General features: G+C 68.2%; 20 protein-coding genes. 7 read left to right on the plus strand and 13 right to left on the minus strand.

The window, feature by feature from the left end; translation table 11 throughout:
• Window positions 1-2: 2 nt before the first annotated feature.
• Together QM711_RS03825 and QM711_RS03830 are read right to left on the minus strand one after the other, a co-directional pair.
• Entirely contained in the window at window positions 3-854 is an 852-nt protein-coding gene (locus QM711_RS03825) for an alpha/beta fold hydrolase (protein ID WP_415096397.1), read from the minus strand.
• 600 nt (window positions 855-1,454) lie between these two features.
• Complete coding sequence (locus tag QM711_RS03830; RefSeq protein ID WP_415096399.1) at window positions 1,455-1,607, minus strand: hypothetical protein; 153 nt, start codon at window positions 1,605-1,607, stop codon at window positions 1,455-1,457.
• A gap of 637 nt (window positions 1,608-2,244) precedes the next feature.
• On the opposite strand from QM711_RS03830, the gene QM711_RS03835 reads away from it, so the two are divergent.
• Window positions 2,245-2,565, plus strand: coding sequence for a PadR family transcriptional regulator (locus QM711_RS03835; protein ID WP_415096401.1), 321 nt, complete (start codon window positions 2,245-2,247; stop codon window positions 2,563-2,565).
• Window positions 2,562-3,089 (plus strand): hypothetical protein, encoded by a 528-nt coding sequence (locus tag QM711_RS03840; protein WP_415096403.1) that lies wholly within the window; start codon window positions 2,562-2,564, stop codon window positions 3,087-3,089. Before QM711_RS03835 ends, QM711_RS03840 begins: the two co-directional genes overlap by 4 nt.
• Window positions 3,090-3,245: 156 nt before the next feature.
• On the opposite strand, the gene QM711_RS03845 is transcribed toward QM711_RS03840, so the two are convergent.
• A complete protein-coding gene (locus QM711_RS03845; RefSeq protein ID WP_415096405.1) occupies window positions 3,246-4,193 on the minus strand; it encodes an AAA family ATPase in 948 nt (315 codons plus the stop codon).
• Window positions 4,194-4,412: 219 nt separating this feature from the next.
• Here QM711_RS03845 and QM711_RS03850 point away from each other — a divergent pair, with 219 nt between their 5' ends.
• On the plus strand, window positions 4,413-5,204 hold the full coding sequence (locus tag QM711_RS03850) for a MerR family transcriptional regulator (protein ID WP_415096407.1): 792 nt from the start codon (window positions 4,413-4,415) through the stop codon (window positions 5,202-5,204).
• Window positions 5,205-5,479: 275 nt separating this feature from the next.
• Window positions 5,480-5,752: a hypothetical protein gene (locus tag QM711_RS03855; protein WP_415096409.1), complete on the plus strand. Its 273-nt coding sequence runs from the start codon at window positions 5,480-5,482 to the stop codon at window positions 5,750-5,752.
• A gap of 127 nt (window positions 5,753-5,879) precedes the next feature.
• Here QM711_RS03855 and QM711_RS03860 read toward each other — a convergent pair whose 3' ends face one another.
• Both QM711_RS03860 and QM711_RS03865 read right to left on the minus strand, forming a co-directional pair.
• Complete coding sequence (locus QM711_RS03860) at window positions 5,880-6,590, minus strand: SDR family oxidoreductase (protein ID WP_415096411.1); 711 nt, start codon at window positions 6,588-6,590, stop codon at window positions 5,880-5,882.
• Window positions 6,591-6,708: 118 nt separating this feature from the next.
• Window positions 6,709-7,785 carry an alkene reductase gene (locus tag QM711_RS03865; RefSeq protein ID WP_415096413.1) on the minus strand — a complete coding sequence of 359 codons (1,077 nt, stop codon included), beginning with the start codon at window positions 7,783-7,785 and terminating at the stop codon, window positions 6,709-6,711.
• 168 nt (window positions 7,786-7,953) lie between these two features.
• On the opposite strand from QM711_RS03865, the gene QM711_RS03870 reads away from it, so the two are divergent.
• Window positions 7,954-8,556 carry a TetR/AcrR family transcriptional regulator gene (locus QM711_RS03870; protein WP_415096415.1) on the plus strand — a complete coding sequence of 201 codons (603 nt, stop codon included), beginning with the start codon at window positions 7,954-7,956 and terminating at the stop codon, window positions 8,554-8,556.
• A 39-nt stretch (window positions 8,557-8,595) separates the two neighbouring features.
• Here QM711_RS03870 and QM711_RS03875 read toward each other — a convergent pair whose 3' ends face one another.
• Complete coding sequence (locus QM711_RS03875) at window positions 8,596-9,900, minus strand: MFS transporter (protein WP_415096417.1); 1,305 nt, start codon at window positions 9,898-9,900, stop codon at window positions 8,596-8,598.
• Window positions 9,900-10,385, minus strand: coding sequence for a winged helix-turn-helix transcriptional regulator (locus QM711_RS03880; protein WP_415096419.1), 486 nt, complete (start codon window positions 10,383-10,385; stop codon window positions 9,900-9,902). Before QM711_RS03880 ends, QM711_RS03875 begins: the two co-directional genes overlap by 1 nt.
• Window positions 10,386-10,487: 102 nt before the next feature.
• Here QM711_RS03880 and QM711_RS03885 point away from each other — a divergent pair, with 102 nt between their 5' ends.
• Window positions 10,488-11,543, plus strand: coding sequence for an aldo/keto reductase (locus tag QM711_RS03885; RefSeq protein WP_415096421.1), 1,056 nt, complete (start codon window positions 10,488-10,490; stop codon window positions 11,541-11,543).
• A gap of 580 nt (window positions 11,544-12,123) precedes the next feature.
• Here the strand turns inward: QM711_RS03885 and QM711_RS03890 are convergent.
• The 5 genes from QM711_RS03890 to QM711_RS03910 all read right to left on the minus strand — a co-directional run bounded on the left by QM711_RS03890 (window position 12,124) and on the right by QM711_RS03910 (window position 18,657).
• Entirely contained in the window at window positions 12,124-14,286 is a 2,163-nt protein-coding gene (locus tag QM711_RS03890; RefSeq protein WP_415096423.1) for an alpha-galactosidase, read from the minus strand.
• 96 nt (window positions 14,287-14,382) lie between these two features.
• Entirely contained in the window at window positions 14,383-15,234 is an 852-nt protein-coding gene (locus QM711_RS03895) for a carbohydrate ABC transporter permease (RefSeq protein WP_415096425.1), read from the minus strand.
• Window positions 15,231-16,100, minus strand: coding sequence for a carbohydrate ABC transporter permease (locus QM711_RS03900; protein WP_415096427.1), 870 nt, complete (start codon window positions 16,098-16,100; stop codon window positions 15,231-15,233). The genes QM711_RS03895 and QM711_RS03900 overlap by 4 nt, the downstream gene beginning before the upstream one ends.
• Window positions 16,101-16,250: 150 nt before the next feature.
• Window positions 16,251-17,579, minus strand: coding sequence for a sugar ABC transporter substrate-binding protein (locus QM711_RS03905; protein WP_415096429.1), 1,329 nt, complete (start codon window positions 17,577-17,579; stop codon window positions 16,251-16,253).
• Between the two features lie 61 nt (window positions 17,580-17,640).
• On the minus strand, window positions 17,641-18,657 hold the full coding sequence (locus tag QM711_RS03910; RefSeq protein WP_415096431.1) for a hypothetical protein: 1,017 nt from the start codon (window positions 18,655-18,657) through the stop codon (window positions 17,641-17,643).
• Window positions 18,658-18,837: 180 nt separating this feature from the next.
• Here QM711_RS03910 and QM711_RS03915 point away from each other — a divergent pair, with 180 nt between their 5' ends.
• Window positions 18,838-19,935, plus strand: a complete 1,098-nt coding sequence (locus QM711_RS03915) for a LacI family DNA-binding transcriptional regulator (protein ID WP_415096433.1) — start codon at window positions 18,838-18,840, stop codon at window positions 19,933-19,935.
• A 661-nt stretch (window positions 19,936-20,596) separates the two neighbouring features.
• Here the strand turns inward: QM711_RS03915 and QM711_RS03920 are convergent.
• Window positions 20,597-21,385, minus strand: a complete 789-nt coding sequence (locus tag QM711_RS03920) for a hypothetical protein (RefSeq protein WP_415096435.1) — start codon at window positions 21,383-21,385, stop codon at window positions 20,597-20,599.
• Window positions 21,386-21,399 lie beyond the last annotated feature (14 nt).

Raw genomic sequence — 21,399 nt, forward strand, 5'->3', positions numbered from 1 at the left:
GGTCAGCGCCGCAGGAACCGGGTCGCGGTGTCCGTGACGCTGTGACGGTTCTGGAAGGCGACGCCGTGCCCGGAGTCCGTGTAGACGTGCACCTCTGCGCCCGGATACCTCTCCCGCAGCGCGTCGGCGTTGGCGGGCGGGACCATGCGGTCGCTGTCGCCGTGCACGATGAGCACCGGACCGGCGAACATGCTCGACGCCTGCTGCTGATGCCCCCACCGGCTCACCGCCTCCAGCTGGGCGCGGAACACCCCGGGGGCGACGGGCTTGTCGCGTCCTGTGCTGCGCCGCGTCAGCCGGGCCCGGTAGGTCGTCGCGGCCCGCCTGCCGGTGGGCGTGAGGGTGAAGAACAGCAGCGTGGTCGGGTCGGCGAACGTGACGCCCGCGCGCAGGACGGTGCGGAGGGTGACACCGGTCATGGCGGTGAGCCCGGGACCGCCCTGGGGACCCGTGCCGGCGAGGATCACGCGCTCCGCGAGGCCCGGGGCCTGGCGAAGAATCTCCTGGGCGACCATGCCGCCCATCGACAGGCCGAACAGGTCCACCCGGGACAGTCCCAGGGCACCGAGCGCCGCGATCGCGTCAGCGGCCATGTCCTCGAACCGGTCCCGGACCGTCCCCGTGGATGCGCCCACGCCGCGGTAGCCGAGCAGGATCACCCGCCGGTCCTGCGCGAGCGGGTCCACGAGCTCGGGGTCCCAGCTGTCCAGGTTCGCGCCGAGGTGCGTTAGCCCCACCAGCGGCACGCCGCCGTCTCCATCGCCGTCGCCGTCATTGTCGGCCCCGAGCTCGCGGTACACGAGCTCCGCGCCCGCCGCCACGACCGTGCGGGTCCGGGCGTCGGCGAAGCTCACGGGCAGGCTGCCCGGTCCGTGCTGCGTCCCTGTCATCGCGGTCCCTTCGTCGCCCGGCTGCCGGCCGGCGGCCGGGCTCCCCGGCCATTCGACCCGAGCATACTCACTTTTGAGTCTACTCAGTAATCTTCCCCCGGACGATCGCGATGGCATCCCAGCCGGGCCAGCGGCGCACGAGATGACGCCAGGGCTGCGCCGGCCCCGTCCTTGCCCTGCTCGTCGTCGCGGAGCCAGGGCTCGCCGCCGCCGCGGCGACGACGGTGTTCGCCTAGCGCGGAGCCGTGGCTAGGGAGCGCACGATCGGCAACGTCACGGTCGCGACGAGGCCACCTTCGGGGCGGGCGGTGAGACGCAGAGATCCACCGTGCGCCTCGGCGATGCTGAGGCCTAGTCCGAGACCCGGACGAACTGCGCTCTTCGTGCCAGTATCAGAGTCGGAGCCGCTGGTGCGCGATCCCCTCTCGAACGGCTGGCGGCGACCGGCATCAGGTGATCAAGGCGACCATCATCGCGATGCTCGGCCCTCGACAAGAGCTGAGCCTGAGAAAGAGGGAGCCCACCCACCTCGGGAGGCACGCGGGCTCTCGTCCGACGGCGGAGCTACACCGCGGTCTGCGCCCCCGCGCGCTCGCGCAGCGCGGCGAGGAAGTCGTCGAGTTCCTGGCGGCGCTTGTACTCACGGAGCGCGTTGACGATCGAGTCGACGAAGACCAGCGTGAAGACGTCGGCGCGATCGAGCGCGGCGCTCAGCACGTCTTCTGGGCGAGTCTCGCCCTCCGGATCGGCCTGGCGTGGATCTGCAGGACCGATGGCGCGCGAATGAGCATCTCGGTGTGCCGCTGGAAGTAGTCGGCGTAGAGGAAGAACTCCATGGCCTGGCGACTGAGCAGTCGAATCCCCGGGCGCACTCGACCCAACACTCATCGCTACCATCGTTGACCGTTTCGCTGCCACTTTCAGGCCGACTGCGAAGGTCGCCGGACATGGAGAAAGGCCGCCTCCCTCGACGGGAACCGGCCTCTGACCTGGGGTTTTGTGGACTCAGTCGAACGCTATGGGAACAGGCGACAGCGGATCGAGCGGCTGGTTTCCACGTGGAATCAGGGTCTGACGGTGCCCGTGGAGCCCGCCGGACAGCCGGATGCCCACTCATTGATGTCGCCACGGAGCCAAGGAGAGGCGGCCGAACACCGCTGACTGACGATGAAGTGGACGCTATGCGAACAAGCCCGCACACCGGCTTGCCATCCCTAGGCATTGACGGGCGTGACCTCTCGACCCAGCGACGCGACCCGCCCCGGTTGAACGCCAACTCGTCGGGCCGGCTTCGTTCGCGTCGCTGGAGCAAGCGTCCTCGACATATATCCGTTACGGATATATCGTGGATCGCATGGCCTCCCCACTCACCCCCGCAGTGCTCCACATCCTGATGGTGCTCGCGCACGGCGAGGCCCACGGCTACGCGATCATGAAGCACGTCGCGGTCGACTCTGACGGACGCGTGAAGATAGGCCCGGGCACTCTCTATGGGTCCCTCAAGCGCATGATCGACACCGGGCTGGTCCGCGAGGCCGCGCCGCCTGCTGGCGCGGACGATCCACGCCGCGTCTACTACGCGATCACCTCACAAGGCACCGTCGCCCTGAACACTGAACTTGAGCGCTATCGTGCGGTGGTGTCGCTGACCACACCCAGGCCGGCGACATCGTGAGCATCCGCCTGCACAGCTGGCTCGTCCGGCGTTACCCGCGCGAGTTCAGGACCCGCTTTGCCGAATCCATGGAACGCGACTTCGCGGACCTGGCGACGGAGGGTGGCAGTACGGTCCGGCCAATCCTCGACACCGCCCTCGGAGCCCTCAAGGAGCACGCCATGACCACACGACCGATCCTCGAGCGACCGCTGCTCATGACGCTGCTCGCCCTCCTATCCACGGTGCCGCTCCTCGTGATGAACCACGTGGTCGTGTTCCGGGTCGACCCGGTGTTCTCCTGGATCCGGCCCGGCCAGCACACCGGCCCCTATGAATGGGCCATCCTGTGGTCCCTTCTTGGCCTGGTCCTGGTCGGTGCGGTCGTCGCGCTGCTTCCCCTCCTCCGCCCACGTGCGAACGGATGGTGGCTGGCTTCCAATCTGGCGATCGGCGGCATGCTGCTGGCTGGTTTCGTCCTGCTCTCAGTCGCGCTCGGGCACGACATGACCTGTGACGCGATCGCCAGCAAGACTTGCGATTAACCGGCGTCCGCGCAGCACTGAACAGACCGCCGGAACCGCTAGCCCGGTCAGGTCGCGGAACAGTCCGACGACCGAGCAGGGTCGCGAACCAGGCGTTCTGCACGCGGTTGGAGATCACCGACGACGAGCAGATCAGGTCTGCTCTGGCCGGCTCGTTCAGCGCCAGCACCGATTCGTTGGAATCCGCGACCAGCACGGCCGTCTTGCCCGCGAGGGTGTCGGTGCGCAGGCGCGGTAGGCGGCGTCGATCATCGCGTCCGTCTCGCCCTCGGCGATGCGGCCGTGCTCCAGGTAGGTGTCGATCGTCTCGGTGCCCCCGTGCCGGAGCCCGCGGGAGGCGGCCTCCTCGCACTCATTGACGAGGCGGTGGATGTCGACCAGTTGACGAGGCGGTGGATGTCGACCAGCTCGGGGGGCGTCGTGACGGTCGTGCACGAGCATCGCGAACGCCCCGGACGCGGCCGGGGACTGGAGTTGCGCGTAGTCGCCCACCAACAGGACTTTCGCCCCGGCCTCGGCCGCGAGGCCGGTGATGTGGTCCAGGGAGAGGGAGCCGACCAGGGACGCCTCATCGACGATGACGAGCTGGCCCTTGCGGAACGTGGCCCCGGTGCGCTGGTGGGTGTCCCACCACTTCGGGGTGTTCTCGGTCTTGATCCCGAGGTCATCGGCGAGGACCTGCGCCGCGACCGCCGAGGGTTCCAGCCCGACGACGGAGCCGCGGCCGTGCTCGGCCTCCCACGCCCGCCGCAGCGCCGACATGGCCGTGGTCTTGCCGGCGCCGGCCGGCCCCACGAGCACGTCGACCACGCGGCTGGAGACGGCGACCGAGGCGAGCGCGCCGGCCTGGTCGTCGCCGAGGACCCGGCCCTCGCGGTCGGGCTTGCCCGTGATCCTCTCGACGGTCCCCAGCGGCACGGTCGGGCCGGTGGTGGTGCGGGCGCGCTCGAGGAGGCGGTCGTCGGCCGCCAGCAGGACCTCGGAGGAGAACACCGTCGAGTGGCGGGGTCGGAACGCTGGTCCGTCCCGCCGCTGGAACGCGGCTGGGGAGGACGCGAGCTCGGGCGGCGTGAGGCGCAGCGATCCGGCCTCGGCGGCATCCACGACGAGCCCCGACGATCGCCTCGCGGTCGTGGAGCCTGTAGCCCATCGTCTACAACTCACCGCGCTCGGCAACGGCGTGGTGCCAAGTCAGGCGACACATGCGTTTCACGCGCTGCTTGCAGGTGGGACGGAGCCGGAACGCGACGCTCCTGGCTTCTGACCATTGCTGTTAGTGCAGGGCTTGCACCTCACGTAACGAGAGGTTCTAGCGTTGGTGTCGTGATCGGCAATGACGACGCCAAGCACCGATGGAGCATCGGGGAGCTGGCCCAGGCAACTGGGGTAACCGTGCGCACGCTGCGCCACTACGACGAGATGGGTCTGCTGCGGCCAAGCGAGCGCACCGCCTCCGGCCACCGCCGCTATGCGGCCGAGGACGTGCGGCGGCTGTATCGCGTGTGTGCGCTGCGTGCGCTCGGGGTGCCCCTGGAGCAGATCAAGGGCGTGCTGGGGGCCTCATCGGAGGATCTGGCGGGCATGCACGGCCTGCTCGTGGCGCAGCTGGGCTTGCTGACCGCCCAGGCGGACACGGTTGAGCGGCTCATCCAGCAGGTCCGTGGGCTGCTGCAACGGCTGGAGGCGGGGTCGATGCCCGGTCCGGACACATTCATGACGACCTTGGAGATGATCTCTGTGATGGAAAACTACTTCAGCGAAGAGCAGCTTCAGCAGCTGGCTCGCCGCCGCGAGGCCCTGGGCTCGGAGGCGGTGGAGGAGACGAAGACCCGCTGGGCAGGACTGGTCGAGCAGTTGCTGAGCCACATCCAGGACGGCACCCCGGTCGACCAACCGCAGGTGCAGGAGCTCCTGCATCAGTGGGACACGATCGGCGTGCCCTTCCAGCCCGAAGACATCACCTATGAGCAGCGCGAGCTGATGCAGAACGCGATCCGACAGCTGGGGCAGGACCATAGCGGCGACATCTTCCGGAACCTGCCCTGGCCGGCCGAGCAGATGACCGCGCTCTACGCCTATCTGGAACAGGCACGGGTCGCCCAGGACGACAGCTGAGGATGCGGAGGTTGCGCCGACTCAGGGCTTTCGACGGCGGATCTGGGAAAGATGTCCACCGCGTCGCCCGTCGCCCATCAACACTGGCTCAGCGGCGGCGCGCGGCAGTTCACTCCTATCCTCGCGCGGACGAGAACGTTCCACGCACCCACTGCCCCTGTCGCCTATGACTGCGTGACTATGATTCTCGTCCGATCCGGGTCGGCGTTCCTGTTCAGCGAGTTCGGCGAGCGTCCGGCAACGGTCGGCGATGTGATTGCCCTTAGCGCGCGCTCGTGCTCTACACCGCGATCGGCTTCGCCGTCGGGCTGCTGGTGCGCAGTCCCGTCGCGACGGTCCTCGCGCTCGGCGTGCCGCCGTGGCGGTCGAGAGCGTCGCCCGTCCGGTCAATGCTCGTCCTCGGCACTCCGAACCCGGCGCAGTACCTGCCGCTCGGCGTGGTCCCCGACGTCACCGGCACGAACCCGCTCGGCGCGATCAACGGCATGACAGCCTCTCTCATGGAAGGGATCGGTGCCCGGCCCGCCCTGCTCACCCCGCTGGTGTAGGCGGTTGTCGCACTGTCGGCCGCCACCGTGCCTCGCACCAGAGCCGCGCTGCTGGCTGGTCGTCCTGGCCTTCGCGGCGGCGGGCGAGGCCGTCGCAACCGGCGCTCGGCGGCCTCCCCGACCGGCTCTACTTGGTGGCGAGCTGGGGGTAGACGGCCTCGAATGGTGCGGACAATCCGGCCTTGAGCTGCACGGAGGTGTCGTCGGCGAGGACCTCGTAGCCGCCGGCCTCGAGCGTGTCGAACACCTGGGTGACGAGGTCGGCGGGGTCGAGCTTCGGGTCGGTGCTGTGGGCGGCCATCGGGGTGTCGACGTAGCCGACGTGCACGCCGACGACCTGCACGCCCGCGGGCTGCAGCTCTAGGCGCAGCGAGTTGGTCGCCGACCAGAGAGCCGCCTTGGTGGCGGAGTAGATGCCGGCCACGGCGTACCAGGACAGCGCGGAGTGGAGGTCGATGATCGCGGTGCTGCCGCCCCTGGCTGAGAGGACGGGCGCGAAGGCGCGGGCGAGGAAGAGCGGGCCCAGGAAGTTGGTCTCCACATTGGCGCGGATCTCCTTGTCGGTGTGGGTGAGGATGCCGGGCGTCGACGGGGAGGCCCCGGCGTTGTTGATGAGCACGGTCACGTCGGACGCCTGGTCGACGGCGGCCCGGATCGAGGCGGGGTCGGTGACGTCGAGGGCCAGCGGCACGATCCGCTCGTCGTCCCAGGCGCGGGGGCAGCGGGCGGTGGCGTAGACCTTGGCCGCGCCGCGGGCGAGCGCTTCGCGGACGAAGTGGCCGCCGATGCCGCCGTTCGCGCCGGTGACGAGAACGACGGCTCCATCGAGAGAGGTCATGAGGTGAGGTGTCCTTTGCGTCGTGCTGATGGAAGTGGGAGTGGAGCGACCGGGCCGGGCGTCGGGTCCTGGCTTGCCTGGTCCGTCTTGTCTGCCTGGCCCGGTCACGTGCGGGAGGTCAGGCGCTGGCAAGGGCGGGGTAGTCGGTGTAGCCGCGTGCGCCGCCGGTGTACAGGGTCGCCGGGTCGAGGTCGTTGAGCGGCGCGCCGGTGCGCAGCCGCTCGACGATGTCGGGGTTCGCGAGCGCGAGCCGGCCGAGCGGGGCGATGTCGGCCAGGCCCTGGTCTATGTCGACGGCGATGCCGTCCCGGTCGCGACCGTACCGGACCACCAGAAGCGCAGTCGGCCACGTGTCGCGGAAGGAGGCGAGCAGCTCGTCGTCGCCGAGGTGGTGCACGTGCAGGTAGGCCAGGTCCAGCGTCGCGAGCTCGCCGACCAGGTACCGGTACTGGGCGCGCACGGCGTTGGTGCCGCCCTCGTCGAGACCACCGAGCGGGAACGCCGGCGAGATGCGGATGCCGGTGCGGTCTGCACCGATCTCGTCGGCGACAGCCCGGGCGACCTCGATGACGAACCGGGCGCGGTTCTGGATCGACCCGCCGTAAGAATCGGTGCGCCGGTTGGCGCTGGGGGCGAGGAACTGGTGCAGCAGGTATCCGTTGGCGGCGTGGATCTCCACCCCGTCCGCGCCGGCCGCGATCGCCGATGCCGCGGCGTGGCGGAACTCCCCGATCAGGTCCTGGATCTCCGCTGTGGACAGCTCGCGCGGCACCGGCGTCGCCTTCGGGCCGTCTGCGGTGACCATTTCCTGCCCGGCCGAGATCGCGGACGGCGCGACCGGCTGACGGTGGTGCGGGGTGTTGTCCGGGTGGGAGATGCGGCCGACGTGCATCAGCTGGATGAACAGGTGCCCGCCGTTCTCGTGCACCGTGTTGGCGACCCTGCTCCAGCCGGCGACGTGCTCGGCCGTGTAGATGCCGGGGGTGGCCAGGTAGCCCTGGCCGTCCTCCGATGGCTGCGTGCCCTCGGTGATCACCAGTCCCAGCGAGGCCCGCTGGCCGTAATACTCCGCGGCGAGATCGCCCGGTGTGCCGTCCGGGCGCGCGCGGTTGCGGGTCATGGGTGCCAGGGCGAGACGGTGCTCGAGCTCGAGCCGGCCGAGGGTGAACGGCTGCCACAGGGATGAAGAGGTCATAGCGGGTGCGATTCCTTTCCACATGAACGAGACGCCACTGCCTCAGGCGCACGACCGGGTGGTCCCGCACCGGCGTGGGAGGATAAGCACAGACACATCCGAGCCCACCACGACAGTGACTATACTCAAAACTGAGGCTAGTCACTGTTTATTCCGGGAGGAGACCCCATGCCCGTCGCGACCCCTCCGCCCGGCCGGCGCGAGCGGAACAAGCGGGCCAAGCTCGAGCGCATCACCGCCGCCGCCGGCGAGCTGTTCGCCGCGCACGGCGTCGACGAGGTCACCACTCAGCAGATCGCCGACGCGGCCGACATCGGCACCGGCACCTTGTTCCTGTATGCGAAGACCAAGGGCGAACTGCTGCTGCTGGTGCAGAACGCGCACTACGCCACCGCCCTGGAGCGTGGCCGGGCCGCGGCCGCGACGGAGACCACCGCCCTCGGCGCGGTCCTCGCACTGCTGGAGCCGGTGGTGGCGTGCAACCGGGTGCAGGTCGACAACGGCCGGACCTACCTGCGGGAGATGGTCTTCGGCGACCCCACGGAGCCGCATCACGCCGACGCCCTCGCCACCGTCGCCCAGACGGAGGAGGCGATCGCCGGCATCCTGGCCCGGCATCTTCGGGTCGATGAGGCGCGGGCCGCGACGCTCGCGCGGGTGGTCTCGGCGATCGTGTTCCTCACGATGGCCTCCAGCGAGCACCTCGACAGCGACGTCGACCGGATCGTCGACGCCGTCCGAGCCCAGGTAGCGGCGATCCTCCCCCGCTGACCCGCCCAGTGTTCCCCCTCCCGCCGGCAGGAGAGACCGTCATGCCTGGGCCTGCGGGCGGGTGCCCGGGCGACGGATCGCCACCGAGATGACGGCGGCCACCGCGCACAGCCCGGCCGCGCCGAACCAGGCGAGGGTGTACTGCCCGGTGTGGTCGCGGATCAGCCCGGCGGTGAGCGCGGCCACGGCCGCGCCGAGCTGATGCGCGGCGAACACCCAGCCGAACACCAGCGGGCCCCGGTCGCCGAAGGCCTCGCGGCAGAGGGCAACCGTGGGCGGCACGGTGGCAACCCAGTCGAGGCCGTACACGATGATGAACACCAGCATCGGCGGGTTGACCGTCGCGTCCAGCAGCAACGGCAGGACCGCGAGACCGATGCCACGGCCGATGTAGTAGACGCCCAGGAGAATGCGCGGGTTGACCCGGTCGGTCAGCCACCCGGAACCGATCGTGCCCACGATGTCGAAGACCCCCACGAGCGCAAGCAGGCCCGCGGCCGTCGTCTGCGGCATGCCGTGGTCGTGAGCGCTGGGGATGAAGTGCGTGCCGACGAGCCCGTTGGTGGTGGCCCCGCAGATCGCGAACCCCGCGACCAGCGCCCAGAACGTGCGGGACCGGCTCGCGTCCCGCAGCGCCGCCAGCGCCGCGCGCGCGGGGTTGCCCGACGACCGTTGCGGCGGCTGCCAGCCGTCCGGCGCGCCGAAGGGCGTCACGCCGAGGTGCTCGGGCCGATCGCGGAGGAAGCCCGCCACGACCGGCACCATCAGAAAGGCCGCGGTCGCGACCGCGAGGGTCGCCCACCGCCAGCCGCTCGATTCGGCGACGACCGCGACCAGGGGCAGGAAGACGAGCTGGCCGGTGGCCGACCCCGCGGTGAGGATGCCGACCACCAGGCCCCGGCGCTCCAGGAACCAGGTGTCGGCGATCGAGGCGGCGAACACGAGCGCCATCGACCCGGTCCCGAGCCCGATCAGCACGCCCCATGTGAGAGTCAGCATCCACGGCGCGGTCGAGAGCACCGACAGCGCGGCCCCCGCGGCGACCAGGGAGAGCGCGACGGTGGTGATGCGGCGGACCCCGAAGCGCTGGATCAGCGCCGCCGCGAACGGGGCGGTGAGGCCGAACAGCAGCAGGTTCACCGTCACCGACACCGAGATCGCGGACGTCGACCAGCCGAACTCCGACTGCAGCGGCTCGATCAGGGCCGACGGCGCAGCCCGGAACCCCGCCGCCGCGACGAGGGCCAGGAACGCGACCGCGGCAATCAGCCATGCCGGATGCACCCGCCTGGCTCGCGAACGCCTGTCCTGGCCGGTCTGCAGCGGGTCGCCGGAGATCGCCATCAGGCCTCCATCGGGGCCGGCCGGGGCGCGGTGCGCATGAACCGCACCGCCTCGGGGGCGACGACCCGCCCGGCGGGGTCGACGAGCTCGGCGCGCACTCGCCGGTGCCCCTCGACGGTCAGCGGCACGACGCGCAGCTCGGGGTCCTGCGGGACGTGCGCGTGCCCCCACTGCTGCATCGCCACGAGCACCGTCTTGAGATCCTCGCCCGCCGGAGTGAGGTGATAGGCATCCCGGGTCCGTTGCCCCGGCTCCTGATACGGCGTCCTTTCCATCACGCCGTGCTCGACCAGCGAGGCGAGCCGGGCGGTGAGCACATCGGAGGCGATGCCGAGGGAGTCACGGAACTGCGCGAACGTCTGCGTGCCCAGCAGGGCCTCCCGGACGAGCAGGAAGGTCCACGTGTCGGTGAGCACGCCGAGGCTCCGGATGATCGCGCACGGGTTCTCGATCGCGCGAACAAGGGTCGGTGATGATCGAGGCATGGCCCGATCCTACCCTGAATTGGAACAACCAAGCCAGGGCCGGTAAGCTCGACGGAACCACAGACCTCGGGCTGCACCGCGCCCACGACGGACAGGACTGGCATGCGCTACACGACGTTCGGACGCCGCACCGGTTTGCGGGTCAGCGAGTACGCCCTGGGCACGGGGAACTTCGGCACGGGTTGGGGCGCGGGAACGGAGCGGGACGAGGCTAAGGCCATCTTCGACCGCTTCGTCGAGGCGGGCGGGAACTTCATCGACACCGCCGACAGCTACCAGGCCGGCCAGTCCGAGCAACTCGTCGGGGAGTTCATCCACGCCGACCGGGACGACCTGGTGCTCGCGACCAAGTTCGCCGTCGGCGCGAACCCGGAGCGGACGCTGTCCCGCACCGGCAACGCCCGCAAGAACCTGCGGCTCTCCGTCGAGGACAGCCTCGCCCGTCTCGACACGGACTACATCGACGTGCTCTGGGTGCACTACCCGGACGCCCTCACCCCCGTCGAGGAGCTGCTGCGGGGACTCGACGACCTGGTGTCCCACGGCAAGATCCTCTACGCCGCGTTCTCCAACTTCCCCGCCTGGCGCGTCTCGCGGGCCTCCCTGCTCGCGGACGTGTCGGGGTGGGCACCCGTCGCGGGCATCCAGGTCGAGTACAGCCTGGTCGAGCGGGCCGCCGAACGGGAGCTGCTGCCGATGGCCGAGGCCCTCGGCCTGGGCGTCACGCTGTGGTCCCCCCTCGGCGGCGGCCTGCTTACCGGCAAATACCGGCAGAGCCGGGAAGGGCGGCTGAGCGACTGGGGCACCCTCGTGCACATCGAGACCGACGCGCAGACCACCGCGATCGTCGACGCCGTGATCGAGACCGCCGAGCAGGTGGACCGCACCCCCGCCCAGGTCGCCACCGCATGGGTGCGGGAACGGGCACGCCGCCTCGCCACCCCTGGAGTGCCGATCATCGGGCCCCGTCGTCTGTCGCAGCTCGAGGACTACCTCGCCGCGCTCACCCTCGACCTCACCGCCGAGCAGTACGACCGCCTCGACGAGGTCAGCCGGATCGAACTGGGCATCCCGCACCAGGCCAACGCGAAGGCGCTCAACGGCCTCCAGGGCGGACAGGCGGCCGTGTTCGACGCGCCCGCGGTGCCGCTGGCGTGAGGCACTAGTGACACTGACCTACGGACCACCGCGAGCCCGGATCGATCCCGCGCAAGCTCCGATACCGGAAGGACAAGCGCACAATCTTCGCGCGTCCCCGACTGGAGCACCTTTGCGCAGTCGCATCGCGATTGAAGTCGTGGGCGTCGCGGACGGGGACAGCGTGATGACCGCCCGTCGCGGGACGAGTCGCACCACAACCCGATCGGGTCCGTGCAGGGCTCGTCGCGGACGGGGACAGCGTGATGACCGCCCGTCGCGGACGAGTCGCACCACAACCCGATCGGGTCCGTGCAGGGCGGGTTCTTCGCCGCCATGCTGGACTCCGCCTGCGGGTGCTTCGTGCACACCACATTCCCCGCCGACATCGGCTACGCCAGCCTGGAGATCAAGGTGTCCTTTCCTGCGCCCGATCATCGCCGACACCGGCCCGGTCACCGCCCACGACTGGATCACCAGATGAGGCGAGCGTCGCGTCCGCCGACGCCGACATCCGCGACCAGGACCGCTGTCTCCTCGCTCCGGTCTTGGCCTGTTGCGAGAGAGTGGCTTGTGGGTCGCGTGTCGGTACGCGAAGGGTTCACAACGGGGCGGAGTGACCCGAGTCGGCGGTCAAGCGCAGCACCACGGCTTGTTGGGGGTGCGTGGTGAGGGGCCTGATGCCGATGGTTGCGAGTTCGAGCCCGGTGAGCATTGTCTGTCGCTGGAGCCAGCGGGAGGGCGTAAGTGCGGCGCCGCTCGCATCTGCCAACAGAACCGGTTCGATGCGGTACGGCGTGGAAGGGTGGAGTCCTGGGAGCCGGATTCGTCCGGTGGGGTAGGCGGTGCTCATGCCGATCTGTGTGATCGTGAAGACGGCCGTGCGCTGGTCCGGGCCGATCATTCCTCGGACGTCGAGCGAGGGGTCGGCAAGGTCGGCGTTCATGGTGCGGCCGTTGGCGACGAGTGGACGGATTTCCTTCGCAAAGGCGACCCATTCGGCGATCTGTTCGCGCATGCCGGGGTCGGTTCGGGTGAGATCGCACTCGATGCCGAAGTGCCCGAAGAGTGCGATTGCGGCACTGAACCCGACATCGACCGTGCGCCTTGTGGTGTGCACGGTCGGGCTCGTGAGGTGGGCGCCCATCATTTCGGGGGGAACGACCAGGGCGGTGTATCGCTGGTTGCCGAGCCGCTCGATGGGGTCGAGGTTGTCGGAGACCCATATCCGGTCGGTGCGGTCGAGGATGCCGAGGTCGACGCGAGCGCCGCCGGAGGCGCAACTCTCGATCTCTAGGCCTGGGTGTGCCGCCTTCAGTTCGTCCAGCAATCGGTAGAGGGCGTGGGTGTGAGCGTGGACGTGTGCCTGTCCGCCGGGGCCGTTCCCTGCGTCGACGAGGTCGCGGTTGTGGTCCCACTTCAGGTAGGTGATGTCGTGGGTGGCTAGCAGGTCGTGCAGTCGTTCGGCGATGTAGGCGTACGCGTCGGGGTGGGCGAGGTCGATCAGTTGCTGGTTCCGTCCGAGGGCAGGATCGTGAGTTCGTGCGCGCAGGAGCCAGTCCGGGTGTCGGCGGGCGAGGTCGCTGTTGGGGTTGACCATCTCGGGTTCGACCCACAGGCCGAACTCCATCCCGCAGCGTGTGACGTGGTCGATGAGCGGAGCGAGTCCGTCCGGCCAGACGGTCTCGTCTACATACCAGTCGCCCAGGCCCGCCGTGTCGTCGCGGCGTCCTTGGAACCAGCCGTCGTCCAGCACGAATCGCTCCACGCCGACGTCTGCGGCGGCGTCCGCGAGGGCCGTCAATCGGTCGAGATCGTGGTCGAAATAGACGGCCTCCCAGGTGTTCAGGGTGACCGGGCGCGCGCGACGCGGATGTTGTGGCCGGGCACGCCATCGTGCGTGGAAGCGGTGTGACAGCTGGTCGAGCCCCGTCCCCCAGGAGCCCATCACCGGTGGTGTGCTGATGGTCTGTCCGGCCTCGAGGGTGACTTCCCCGGGGAGGAGCAGCTCGCCGCCGGCTAGGAACGCCTCGCCGGTGACGACCTTCTCGGCGAGGACACGGTGGTTTCCGCTCCAGGCGACGTGGATGCCGTGAACGATGCCGGCTTCGAAGCCGAACCCGGGAGTACCCGCGGCTAACAGCAGGGTGGCGTCGGCACCCGGTCGGCCGCGACGAGACTCTCGCAGGTGGGTGCCGTAGGTGAGGGCCCTTCGTTGGGGGGTGCGTTCGCGGAGATGCCGCCCGGTCGTGTCGAGGATCTCGGTCGAGTCGATCGGGATCGGGAACGTCGCCTGCAGTCGATCGACCAAGAGGGGTGTTTCGCCGGAGTTGGTGAGGGTGAGGTGCTGGGTGAACACGCCGCTCACGTCTACATCGAGTTCTGCGTGCACGGCGATGCCGGACTCCGAATCCCTGAGAGTAAGCCTGGCCGTGCTGTCGCTCGCTTCTACCTTGATCAGGTCGAGCAGAACGCTGAATCCCGATCCGTCGGCGCGGTGCGCTTCGATTCCGGGGGTGCCGGGCCAGCCACTGGAAGCGGTCGGCAGTACAGCGACACGGGGTGTGTCATCGAGGTTGCCGGTGACGCGTTGTGGCTCAGCGCCCATGGCAAGGCTGAGTAGCGTGTCGGCGGTCGACCCCGGCAGTTCGGCACCCCAGTGCACGATCGCGGGCCCGTATGGGGTGATGGTGTCGATGACCACGCTTGTGCCGCCGCTGCGGAGGTGGACCACGCGGTCATCAGTGGGCGTGAACTGGGCCATGGGCTCGTATCTCCTCGCTGCGGGTGGAGCGGCCAGTCGGGACCGGAGCGGACGTGTGGACATCCGATCCGGCCCCGACTTTGTGGTGAAGGCAGGTCAGCCCTTGACGGCGGAGCCTGCGACGGATTGGACGAAGTAGCGCTGGAAGATGAGGAACACGATCAGGATCGGTAGAACCAGTAGTGTTCCGAACGCGAAGACCTGGCCCCAGTCGACCGGTTCCCGATCGGAGAACACGCTCATCTGCAGTGGCAGCGGTCGCACCGAGGGGTCGGATGTGACCAGCGAGGGCCAAAGGAACTGGCCCCACGAGCTGAGGAAGGTCAGGATCGCGACGGTCGCGAACACTGGTTTGGAGTTCGGGACGACGATCCGGAAGAACGTCCCCCATGAGCCCAGGCCGTCCAGCCGGGCTGCTTCCTCGACGCTCTTGGGGAGGTTGAGGAAGAACGTGTAGAAGAGGAACACGGAGAACGCGTTGGCGATGAAAGGGATCATCTGCACGAACAGTGTGTCACGCTGGCCCTGCATCAATGCCATCAGCGGGATCGCCACGGACTCGAACGGGACGATCACCAGCAGGATGATCAGGATGAACACCTTGTCCCGGCCGGCCCATTCCAGACGCGAGAACGCGTACCCGGCCAGCGAGTTCACCAGGAGGCCTACGCCGACGACTACCACGGAGATCGCAATGGAGTTGAACATGAACTGCCAGAAGTATCCGGTTGCGTCTGAGTTCAGCGACGTGAGAACGGCAGCGTAGTTGTCCAGGGACAGGTTCGTCGGGAGGAACCCTGCGAACCCGTTGAGCACTTCGGCGGACGGTTTCAGGCTGCCGATCAGCAGGTAGTAGATCGGCGAGATGATCAGGATCGCCGCGACGGTCATGATGGTGTAGTCGCGGATGGCTGCGGCGGTGCGCAGGCCCTTGTTGGTGGTTCTCATCCTTCGCTCCCTTGCCTCAGCAGCCGTCGTTGGATCAGGGTGATGATGACGATGATCAAGAACAGCACGACCGAGATCGCCGATGCGCGTCCAAGATTGTTCTCCGAGAAGATCGCGTTGGTGGCGGTGTAGAGGAGCGTCTGGGTCGCTTCCTCGTTCGCTCCCGCAGTGCGGATCAGGATGTAGACCTGGTCGTACACACGGAAGGCCAGGATTGTGGTCAGCAAGGTCACGAAGATGAGCGTGTTGCGGATACCGGGCACGGTGACGTTGAGGAACTGTTGCCAGCCGTTCGCCCGGTCCATCCGGGCGGCCTCGTAGCGTTCCTCCGGGATCTCCTGGAGTGCGGCGAGGATGATGACCATTTGGAACCCGACGCCTTGCCAGATCGACAACAGGATGACCGAACCCAGCGCGGTGGCGGAGGAGCCGAGCCAATCCTGTGGTGGGACGAGCCCGCCGGTGACGAAGCTGACCGAGGCGTTCAGAAGACCGTCCTGGCCACGATCGAGGATGAGCCGCCAGATCACGGCCACCAGCGCCATGGGAAACACCACCGGCATGAAGAAGAACGTGCGGAAGAAGCGCACGCCTCGCAGCTTTCGGTTCAGCAGCACCGCCAGCAGGAGGGCGAGGCCCGTCTGGACCGGGATCACAACGAGTGCGAAGACGAAGTTGTTCAGTAGCGACCGCAGGAAGGTGCCCGACAGGATCGGGTCGGTGAACAGGCGGACGTAGTGGGTGAGCCCCCAGAACCGTGGCTCACGGGCGAGGTCTGCCTGCACGTTGTACAGCGAGAGGACGATCGCTGCGACGAATGGAACGGCGACGAAAGCGATGAGGCCGATGACCGCAGGCAAGGACATGAGAACACCATCTCTGGTGTCACGCCATCGAACCTTCTTCCGAAGGCGCGGTGACTTCTCAGTAGGGACAGATGTTGATGCAGGGCTAGCCATGATGACTCCTTTCCGGTGGATGTGGGCGTCCGAGATCGGACGCCCACAGGCGGCCTGCTACTGCCGGTATCCGTCGTTGTCGGCGAAGTTCTGGTCGATCGACTTGGCGGCGTCGCCCAGAGCCCGAGCGGGGTCCGCGCCGCCCCAGATCGCGGAGAGGGCGCTGGAGAACTGCGAGGTGACGGTGGGGTAGCCCGCTGTGACGGGGCGGTAGACCGCGACACAGGTGGCAGTGATGTTCTCCGAGGGGCAGGAGTTGGCCAGCTGATCGGCGAACAGCGCCAGCGGCCCGCCCTTCATGTAGAGGGCGTCCGACGCGAGCGCCGACTTCGTGGCGGGCGGGGCGCCGTTGGCCTTGGTCATCGCCGTGACGTTGGCGTCGTTGAGCAGGTAGCTCAGGAATGCACCTGCGGCCTTGCCGTTGTCGGTGCCCCCTCCGATGCCCCAGGTGAGGGAGCCGGCGCCGGCCTTCGCTCCGGTTCCGAAGTTGGGCAGGGGCATCACCAGCAGATCGTCGCCGAGGGCTTTGCTGTAGGCGGGGTAGTTCCAGTGGCCGCCGATGCCCAGTGCGACACGACCCTGCGGGAACGCGTTGGAGTCGGCGTTGGAATCCACGAATGGCCTCCAGCTGGCCACCTGGGTCAGGGCCTTCACGCTCTCGGGCGAGTCCAGCGCGCCGACCGCGGTGTTGTTCTTTAGCAGGTTCCCTCCGGCGGACCAGACGAACGGTGCGAAGGCGTAGGTTCCCCACTCGCCGGCCAGGCCTGCCTCGTTCAGGTCCAGGGCCTTGCCCGAGCGATTCTCCGCCGCCAGCGTCTTGAGCGCAGCAGCGAACTGATCCGCCGTCCACGCCTCCTTGATCGAGGTCGGGTAGTTCACCTTGGCCGCGTCCAGCAGCTTCTTGTTGCCGTACAGGCCCATCGCGGAGTCGAACTGCGCGAGCGCGTACAGTTCGCCGTTGACGGTGCCTTCCGCGATCGATCCGGCGGTGGCATTGTCGATGGCCGCCTGAGAGACGTAATCCTTGAGCGGCGAGACCTTGCCGTTGAAGACATAGCTCGCGAGTGTCGGGCCGTCGATCTGCAGCACGTCGGGCAGCTGGTCCTTCGGCGTGGTCGTGATGGTTGTGGTGTAGGTATCCGAGGCGATCAGTCGCAGGCTCGCGGTGATCTTGTCCTGGGATTTGTTGAACCCATCGACGGCGGCCTGCAGCGCAGCGTTCTCGCCGTCTTGCCCCTGCAACGCCCAGACCGAGATCTGGCCGGTTCCGTCGCCAGCGTTGGACCCGGCACCGCCTCCGGCGGAACAGCCCGCCGCGAGCGTCGCCGTCGCGACCACGGCGGCCGCGGCGGCCATGCCGCGGCGCGCAATACGTGTGATCTTCATGACTCTCCTTCTCTCGTGTGCCCGTCGTCGGGCACCAGGTGCAGGCTGCTGGTGGTGCAGCTCAGCCGTGCGCGCCTGCGGCACACGGTGATGTCTCAGGGCCGGCGGCGGTGGCCGGGCGGCTTGCGCCCAGCCGCGGTTCGCCGTCGGCGATGGTGAACGGAATGGGATCGCAGATGGCGCTGCTGAAGCTGCCGCCCGTCCGGGAACTCTCGAAGGCCAGAAGCACCCAGGAGCCGTCGCGCTGTTGCACCAGCCGACCCGAATACAGATTGCTGCCGGTCAGTGGACGGGCGGCGGACAGATCGAAGGGAGCGGCCGGGTCATCGACCAGAAGCACCCAGGTGCCGGCGTCGGCGAAACGGGAGGCGTGAGCGGCGGTCATCGCGTCGGGGGAGCAGGCGAACAGCAACACCCAGGAGCCGTCGACATCCACCAGTTGCGGCACTTCCACATGCGCGAACCCGGCCCCCGGAGCACTCAACGGCGGCAGCACCTCCCAACGACGGAGGTCGCGGGATCGGGCATGGCCGACCACCCCGCGTGCATCGACTGATCCGTGGTTGGCGCGGGCGGTCAAGAGCATCCGGTACCCGTCACCGCGAGGATCGGGAAACACCCACGGATCACGCCAGGACTCTTCTTTCCACGCCCCCGTCCCCCACCGCTCGTACCAGCGGGGATCGGCCGAGACCAGCGGGCTATCCAGCTTGGTCCAGCTGTCGAGGTCGGTGGAGACCGCTGCACCGATCGTCTCGATGTTGGCTTGGTCCGGCTCCGACGACAGGAACCGTGCTCCGGTGTAGAACATCCACCACATGCCCGCGCTGTCCCGAATCACACTCCCGGTCCAGGTCGCGGTCTCGTCGAACTGCCCAGGAAGACCCGGGCCGAACGGGGCATCCCGCAACTCCCACCGGTGCAGATCCGTCGACACGGCGTGGCCTATGCGTGCCGCCCGATGCCGCCGCGTCTCGTCGCACAAGGAGGTCGGGGCATGCAGGAAGAACAGATGGAACAGGTCGCCGTCGTCCGCGATCCAGAAGTCCCACACCCACGACCCTTCGATCTTCAGCATCCCGGCACGCCCCGGTGGGTGAGCCTGAGACAGGCAACGCCAATGTGGGTCACTGGATCCTCTTCGTTAAGGGTTGAACCTGCCGGGGAGCGCATCTGCTAACACGCTTGACTTAAGAAGTTATGCGCTTTAGCACGGCTTCGTCAAGCGCTTTAGCAGAACTCGGTCTACGATGTCGCCGTGAAGGATCGGGAGCGGGCGGCTCCGAAGCGGGTGACGATGGCGGACGTCGCCGAACGGGCCGGAGTGTCCCCCACCGCCGTGTCGCTGATCATGAACCGACGCGAGGGCACGCGGGTCTCGGAGGACGCCGCTCGCCGGATACGAGCCGCTGCCGACGAGCTGGGGTATCGCCCGAATCTGACGGCCCGCGCGTTGAGCACGCAGAAGTCCCATGTGCTCGGGTTCATCTCAGACCTCGTCACCACGGACCGCCTCGCCAGCGGACTCATTCGCGGGGCGTCGCAGGAAGCGAAGAAGCACGGACACGTGCTGTTGATCGCGGAGACCGACGGCCAGAGCGGAGCCGCCGAAGAAGCGTTCAGTGCTCTCACCGACCGCCAAGTGGACGGCATCATCTACGCCGCCACCCGCCCCCAGAGTCTCTCGATCCCAGTGCGGGCCACAGGCGGGACACCAGTAGTAATGCTCAACGCCGTGTCCGACGATGTCGCGGGCGCCGTGATCGCAGACGAGTACGCCGGCGCCGCGGCGATCGTCCAGCTCCTCCTGGACGCCGGGCACACGAGCAACGTCGTCATCCTCGGACGCTCCCTGGATCAGCCTGACGACGAGTGGCTCACCTTCGCCGTACGGCGGCGCTTGAACGGCATCTGGGACACGCTCCACTCGGCCGGCGTGGTGCCTGTCGCCCAAATACCCTGCCAACCCTGGTCGGTGAACAACGGCCATCGCGGCGTGCGTGATCTCCTCGACAACGGCATTCGGCCCGGTGCCCTGATCTGCCTCAACGACCGGCTCGCATTCGGCGCCTACCGGGCGCTCACCGAGGCTGGCATCCGCCCGGGCGGCGACGTCGCAGTCATCTCATTCGACGACGACGACATCGCCGTCTATCTCGACCCCCCGCTGACCACAGCCGCCATTCCCTTCGAGGCCATGGGTGCCCAGGCCGTTCAGCTCTTGCTCCAACGTGACCGTGTCCACGGACAGCAGCTGGTGGACATGCCCATCCGGGTGCGGAACTCGGTCACGATCCCGGCGCAGCTTGACCTCCGCCTCACCCATGCCAACGACGATGAGCGATCCGCTCGTTGATCCCACAACCAGCGTCAAGGCTGCCCGGCGAAGTGTCGCGGGTCGGCTGTAGTGTACCGCCCGCAGGACAGACCGAGCTCGAGACGACATCGTTCACGAGCGCGTGCCAACACACCTCGTACTACTCTCAGCGAGACCGTCGTGAACCGCTCAGGGACTCCCCATCTCGGCAGGGAGAGGGGCGACTCCGATGCTCGATTGCGCTCTCCAAGCAACCGACGTTTGGATCTGCACTGGTCCACTGTCCCGCTGGAGGCACACCTAGGCACGCGATACAGATACCCTAGATAGCGCCGCTGCGGCGATATGCAACGAACCGCACGACCCCGCCGACGTCTCGCCACACCCAGCTCCGACCTGGTGAGTCACCACTTACCTGAGACTGAGCTGTCAGCGCCCCCGCTTCCGCCTGCGCCTCGACCCAGTCGAAGGCGGTCTGAGGTGACTCGAAACACCGCACTTCTCCATTCGCCTCCGCCCTGACCTGAACGTCATCTGTGTCGAGCCAGCCGTCGTCGGTTGCCATGGCCGGAGTCTAGAAGAATTTTCTCGAGCGAGGGCAGACCGAATAGGCACGTGCGCGCTTTGGGCAGGACGGCGTTGATCGCTTCGAGCATGCCGGCCGCCCCCATCAACCGCCCGGACACAGTGCCTCCCTGCGTCATGAGCTGGTTCCGATGGTGGTGAGGGTGTGGATCCGTTGGACATCTGATGCGGCCGTAGGTGCTCGCTGAAGCAGCCCGGCAAGAGCCGGCCCGTAGCCCTCCGCCACTACCCTTCGGTCACCGAGACGCAACCTCGTGGCATACCACTGGGTCTGGAGGTATCCGGTGCTCCAAGTCGATGTCGCGATCAGTGCCACACCGACGAAAGCCAGCCACCTGCCGTGGTGGGCAGAGTCGACGAGCGCCACTCCGAAGGTCAACCATCGGATCCGCCACGCGAACGACAGCAGCGGGACGCGCCGCAATCGTGGGCGGATCTCTCGGACGATGAGCGCAAGGAGGTTCCAAGGGGTGCAGTACGCGTCGACGGCGGCGATGATCGCTGAGCTGTAGACGTCTTGGCGTCCAAGTGCGTGGCATGCGAGGGCGCACGCCTGTTGCTCATCAAGGTCACCGCACATCAGGTGACCAAGTACCCGCTCTCCGACGATGAGGTTTCCGCCCGCCATGACGACCGTGCTGGCAGAGGCATAACGCCCAATCCAGATGGTCGGCTGGCGACGCCCGCGCAGCGCGACAATCGGGACCAAGGCTGCCAGCAACCGGTCCCGCTCCCAGTCGCGCGCTGGCCGCGCACCGAACCTCCACCACAGGCCTGCGGCGGTCCACCGACCGGCGACGAGGGCGCCGCAGCCCATGGCCAGGACGGCGGCGGTAACCGGCCAAAGCGCGCCAACCACGAGCCAGAGGCACGTGCTGAATACGACGCCTGTGATCTGTGCCAATGCCCACGCACTAC

It is taken from the genome of Micropruina sp., from assembly GCF_047602385.1.
Lineage (GTDB): Bacteria > Actinomycetota > Actinomycetes > Propionibacteriales > Propionibacteriaceae > Micropruina.

Excerpts from the sequence above, each read along its gene's own strand:
- QM711_RS03905 (WP_415096429.1), bottom strand. The coding sequence starts at position 17,579 with ATGAAGATCACACGTATTGCGCGCCGCGGCATGGCCGCCGCGGCCGCC.
- QM711_RS03875 (WP_415096417.1), bottom strand. The coding sequence starts at position 9,900 with ATGGCGATCTCCGGCGACCCGCTGCAGACCGGCCAGGACAGGCGTTCG.
- QM711_RS03900 (WP_415096427.1), bottom strand. The coding sequence starts at position 16,100 with ATGTCCTTGCCTGCGGTCATCGGCCTCATCGCTTTCGTCGCCGTTCCA.
- QM711_RS03835 (WP_415096401.1), top strand. The coding sequence starts at position 2,245 with ATGGCCTCCCCACTCACCCCCGCAGTGCTCCACATCCTGATGGTGCTC.
- QM711_RS03910 (WP_415096431.1), bottom strand. The coding sequence starts at position 18,657 with ATGCTGAAGATCGAAGGGTCGTGGGTGTGGGACTTCTGGATCGCGGAC.
- QM711_RS03870 (WP_415096415.1), top strand. The coding sequence starts at position 7,954 with ATGCCCGTCGCGACCCCTCCGCCCGGCCGGCGCGAGCGGAACAAGCGG.
- QM711_RS03885 (WP_415096421.1), top strand. The coding sequence starts at position 10,488 with ATGCGCTACACGACGTTCGGACGCCGCACCGGTTTGCGGGTCAGCGAG.
- QM711_RS03865 (WP_415096413.1), bottom strand. The coding sequence starts at position 7,785 with ATGACCTCTTCATCCCTGTGGCAGCCGTTCACCCTCGGCCGGCTCGAG.
- QM711_RS03895 (WP_415096425.1), bottom strand. The coding sequence starts at position 15,234 with ATGAGAACCACCAACAAGGGCCTGCGCACCGCCGCAGCCATCCGCGAC.
- QM711_RS03890 (WP_415096423.1), bottom strand. The coding sequence starts at position 14,286 with ATGGCCCAGTTCACGCCCACTGATGACCGCGTGGTCCACCTCCGCAGC.
- QM711_RS03860 (WP_415096411.1), bottom strand. The coding sequence starts at position 6,590 with ATGACCTCTCTCGATGGAGCCGTCGTTCTCGTCACCGGCGCGAACGGC.
- QM711_RS03880 (WP_415096419.1), bottom strand. The coding sequence starts at position 10,385 with ATGCCTCGATCATCACCGACCCTTGTTCGCGCGATCGAGAACCCGTGC.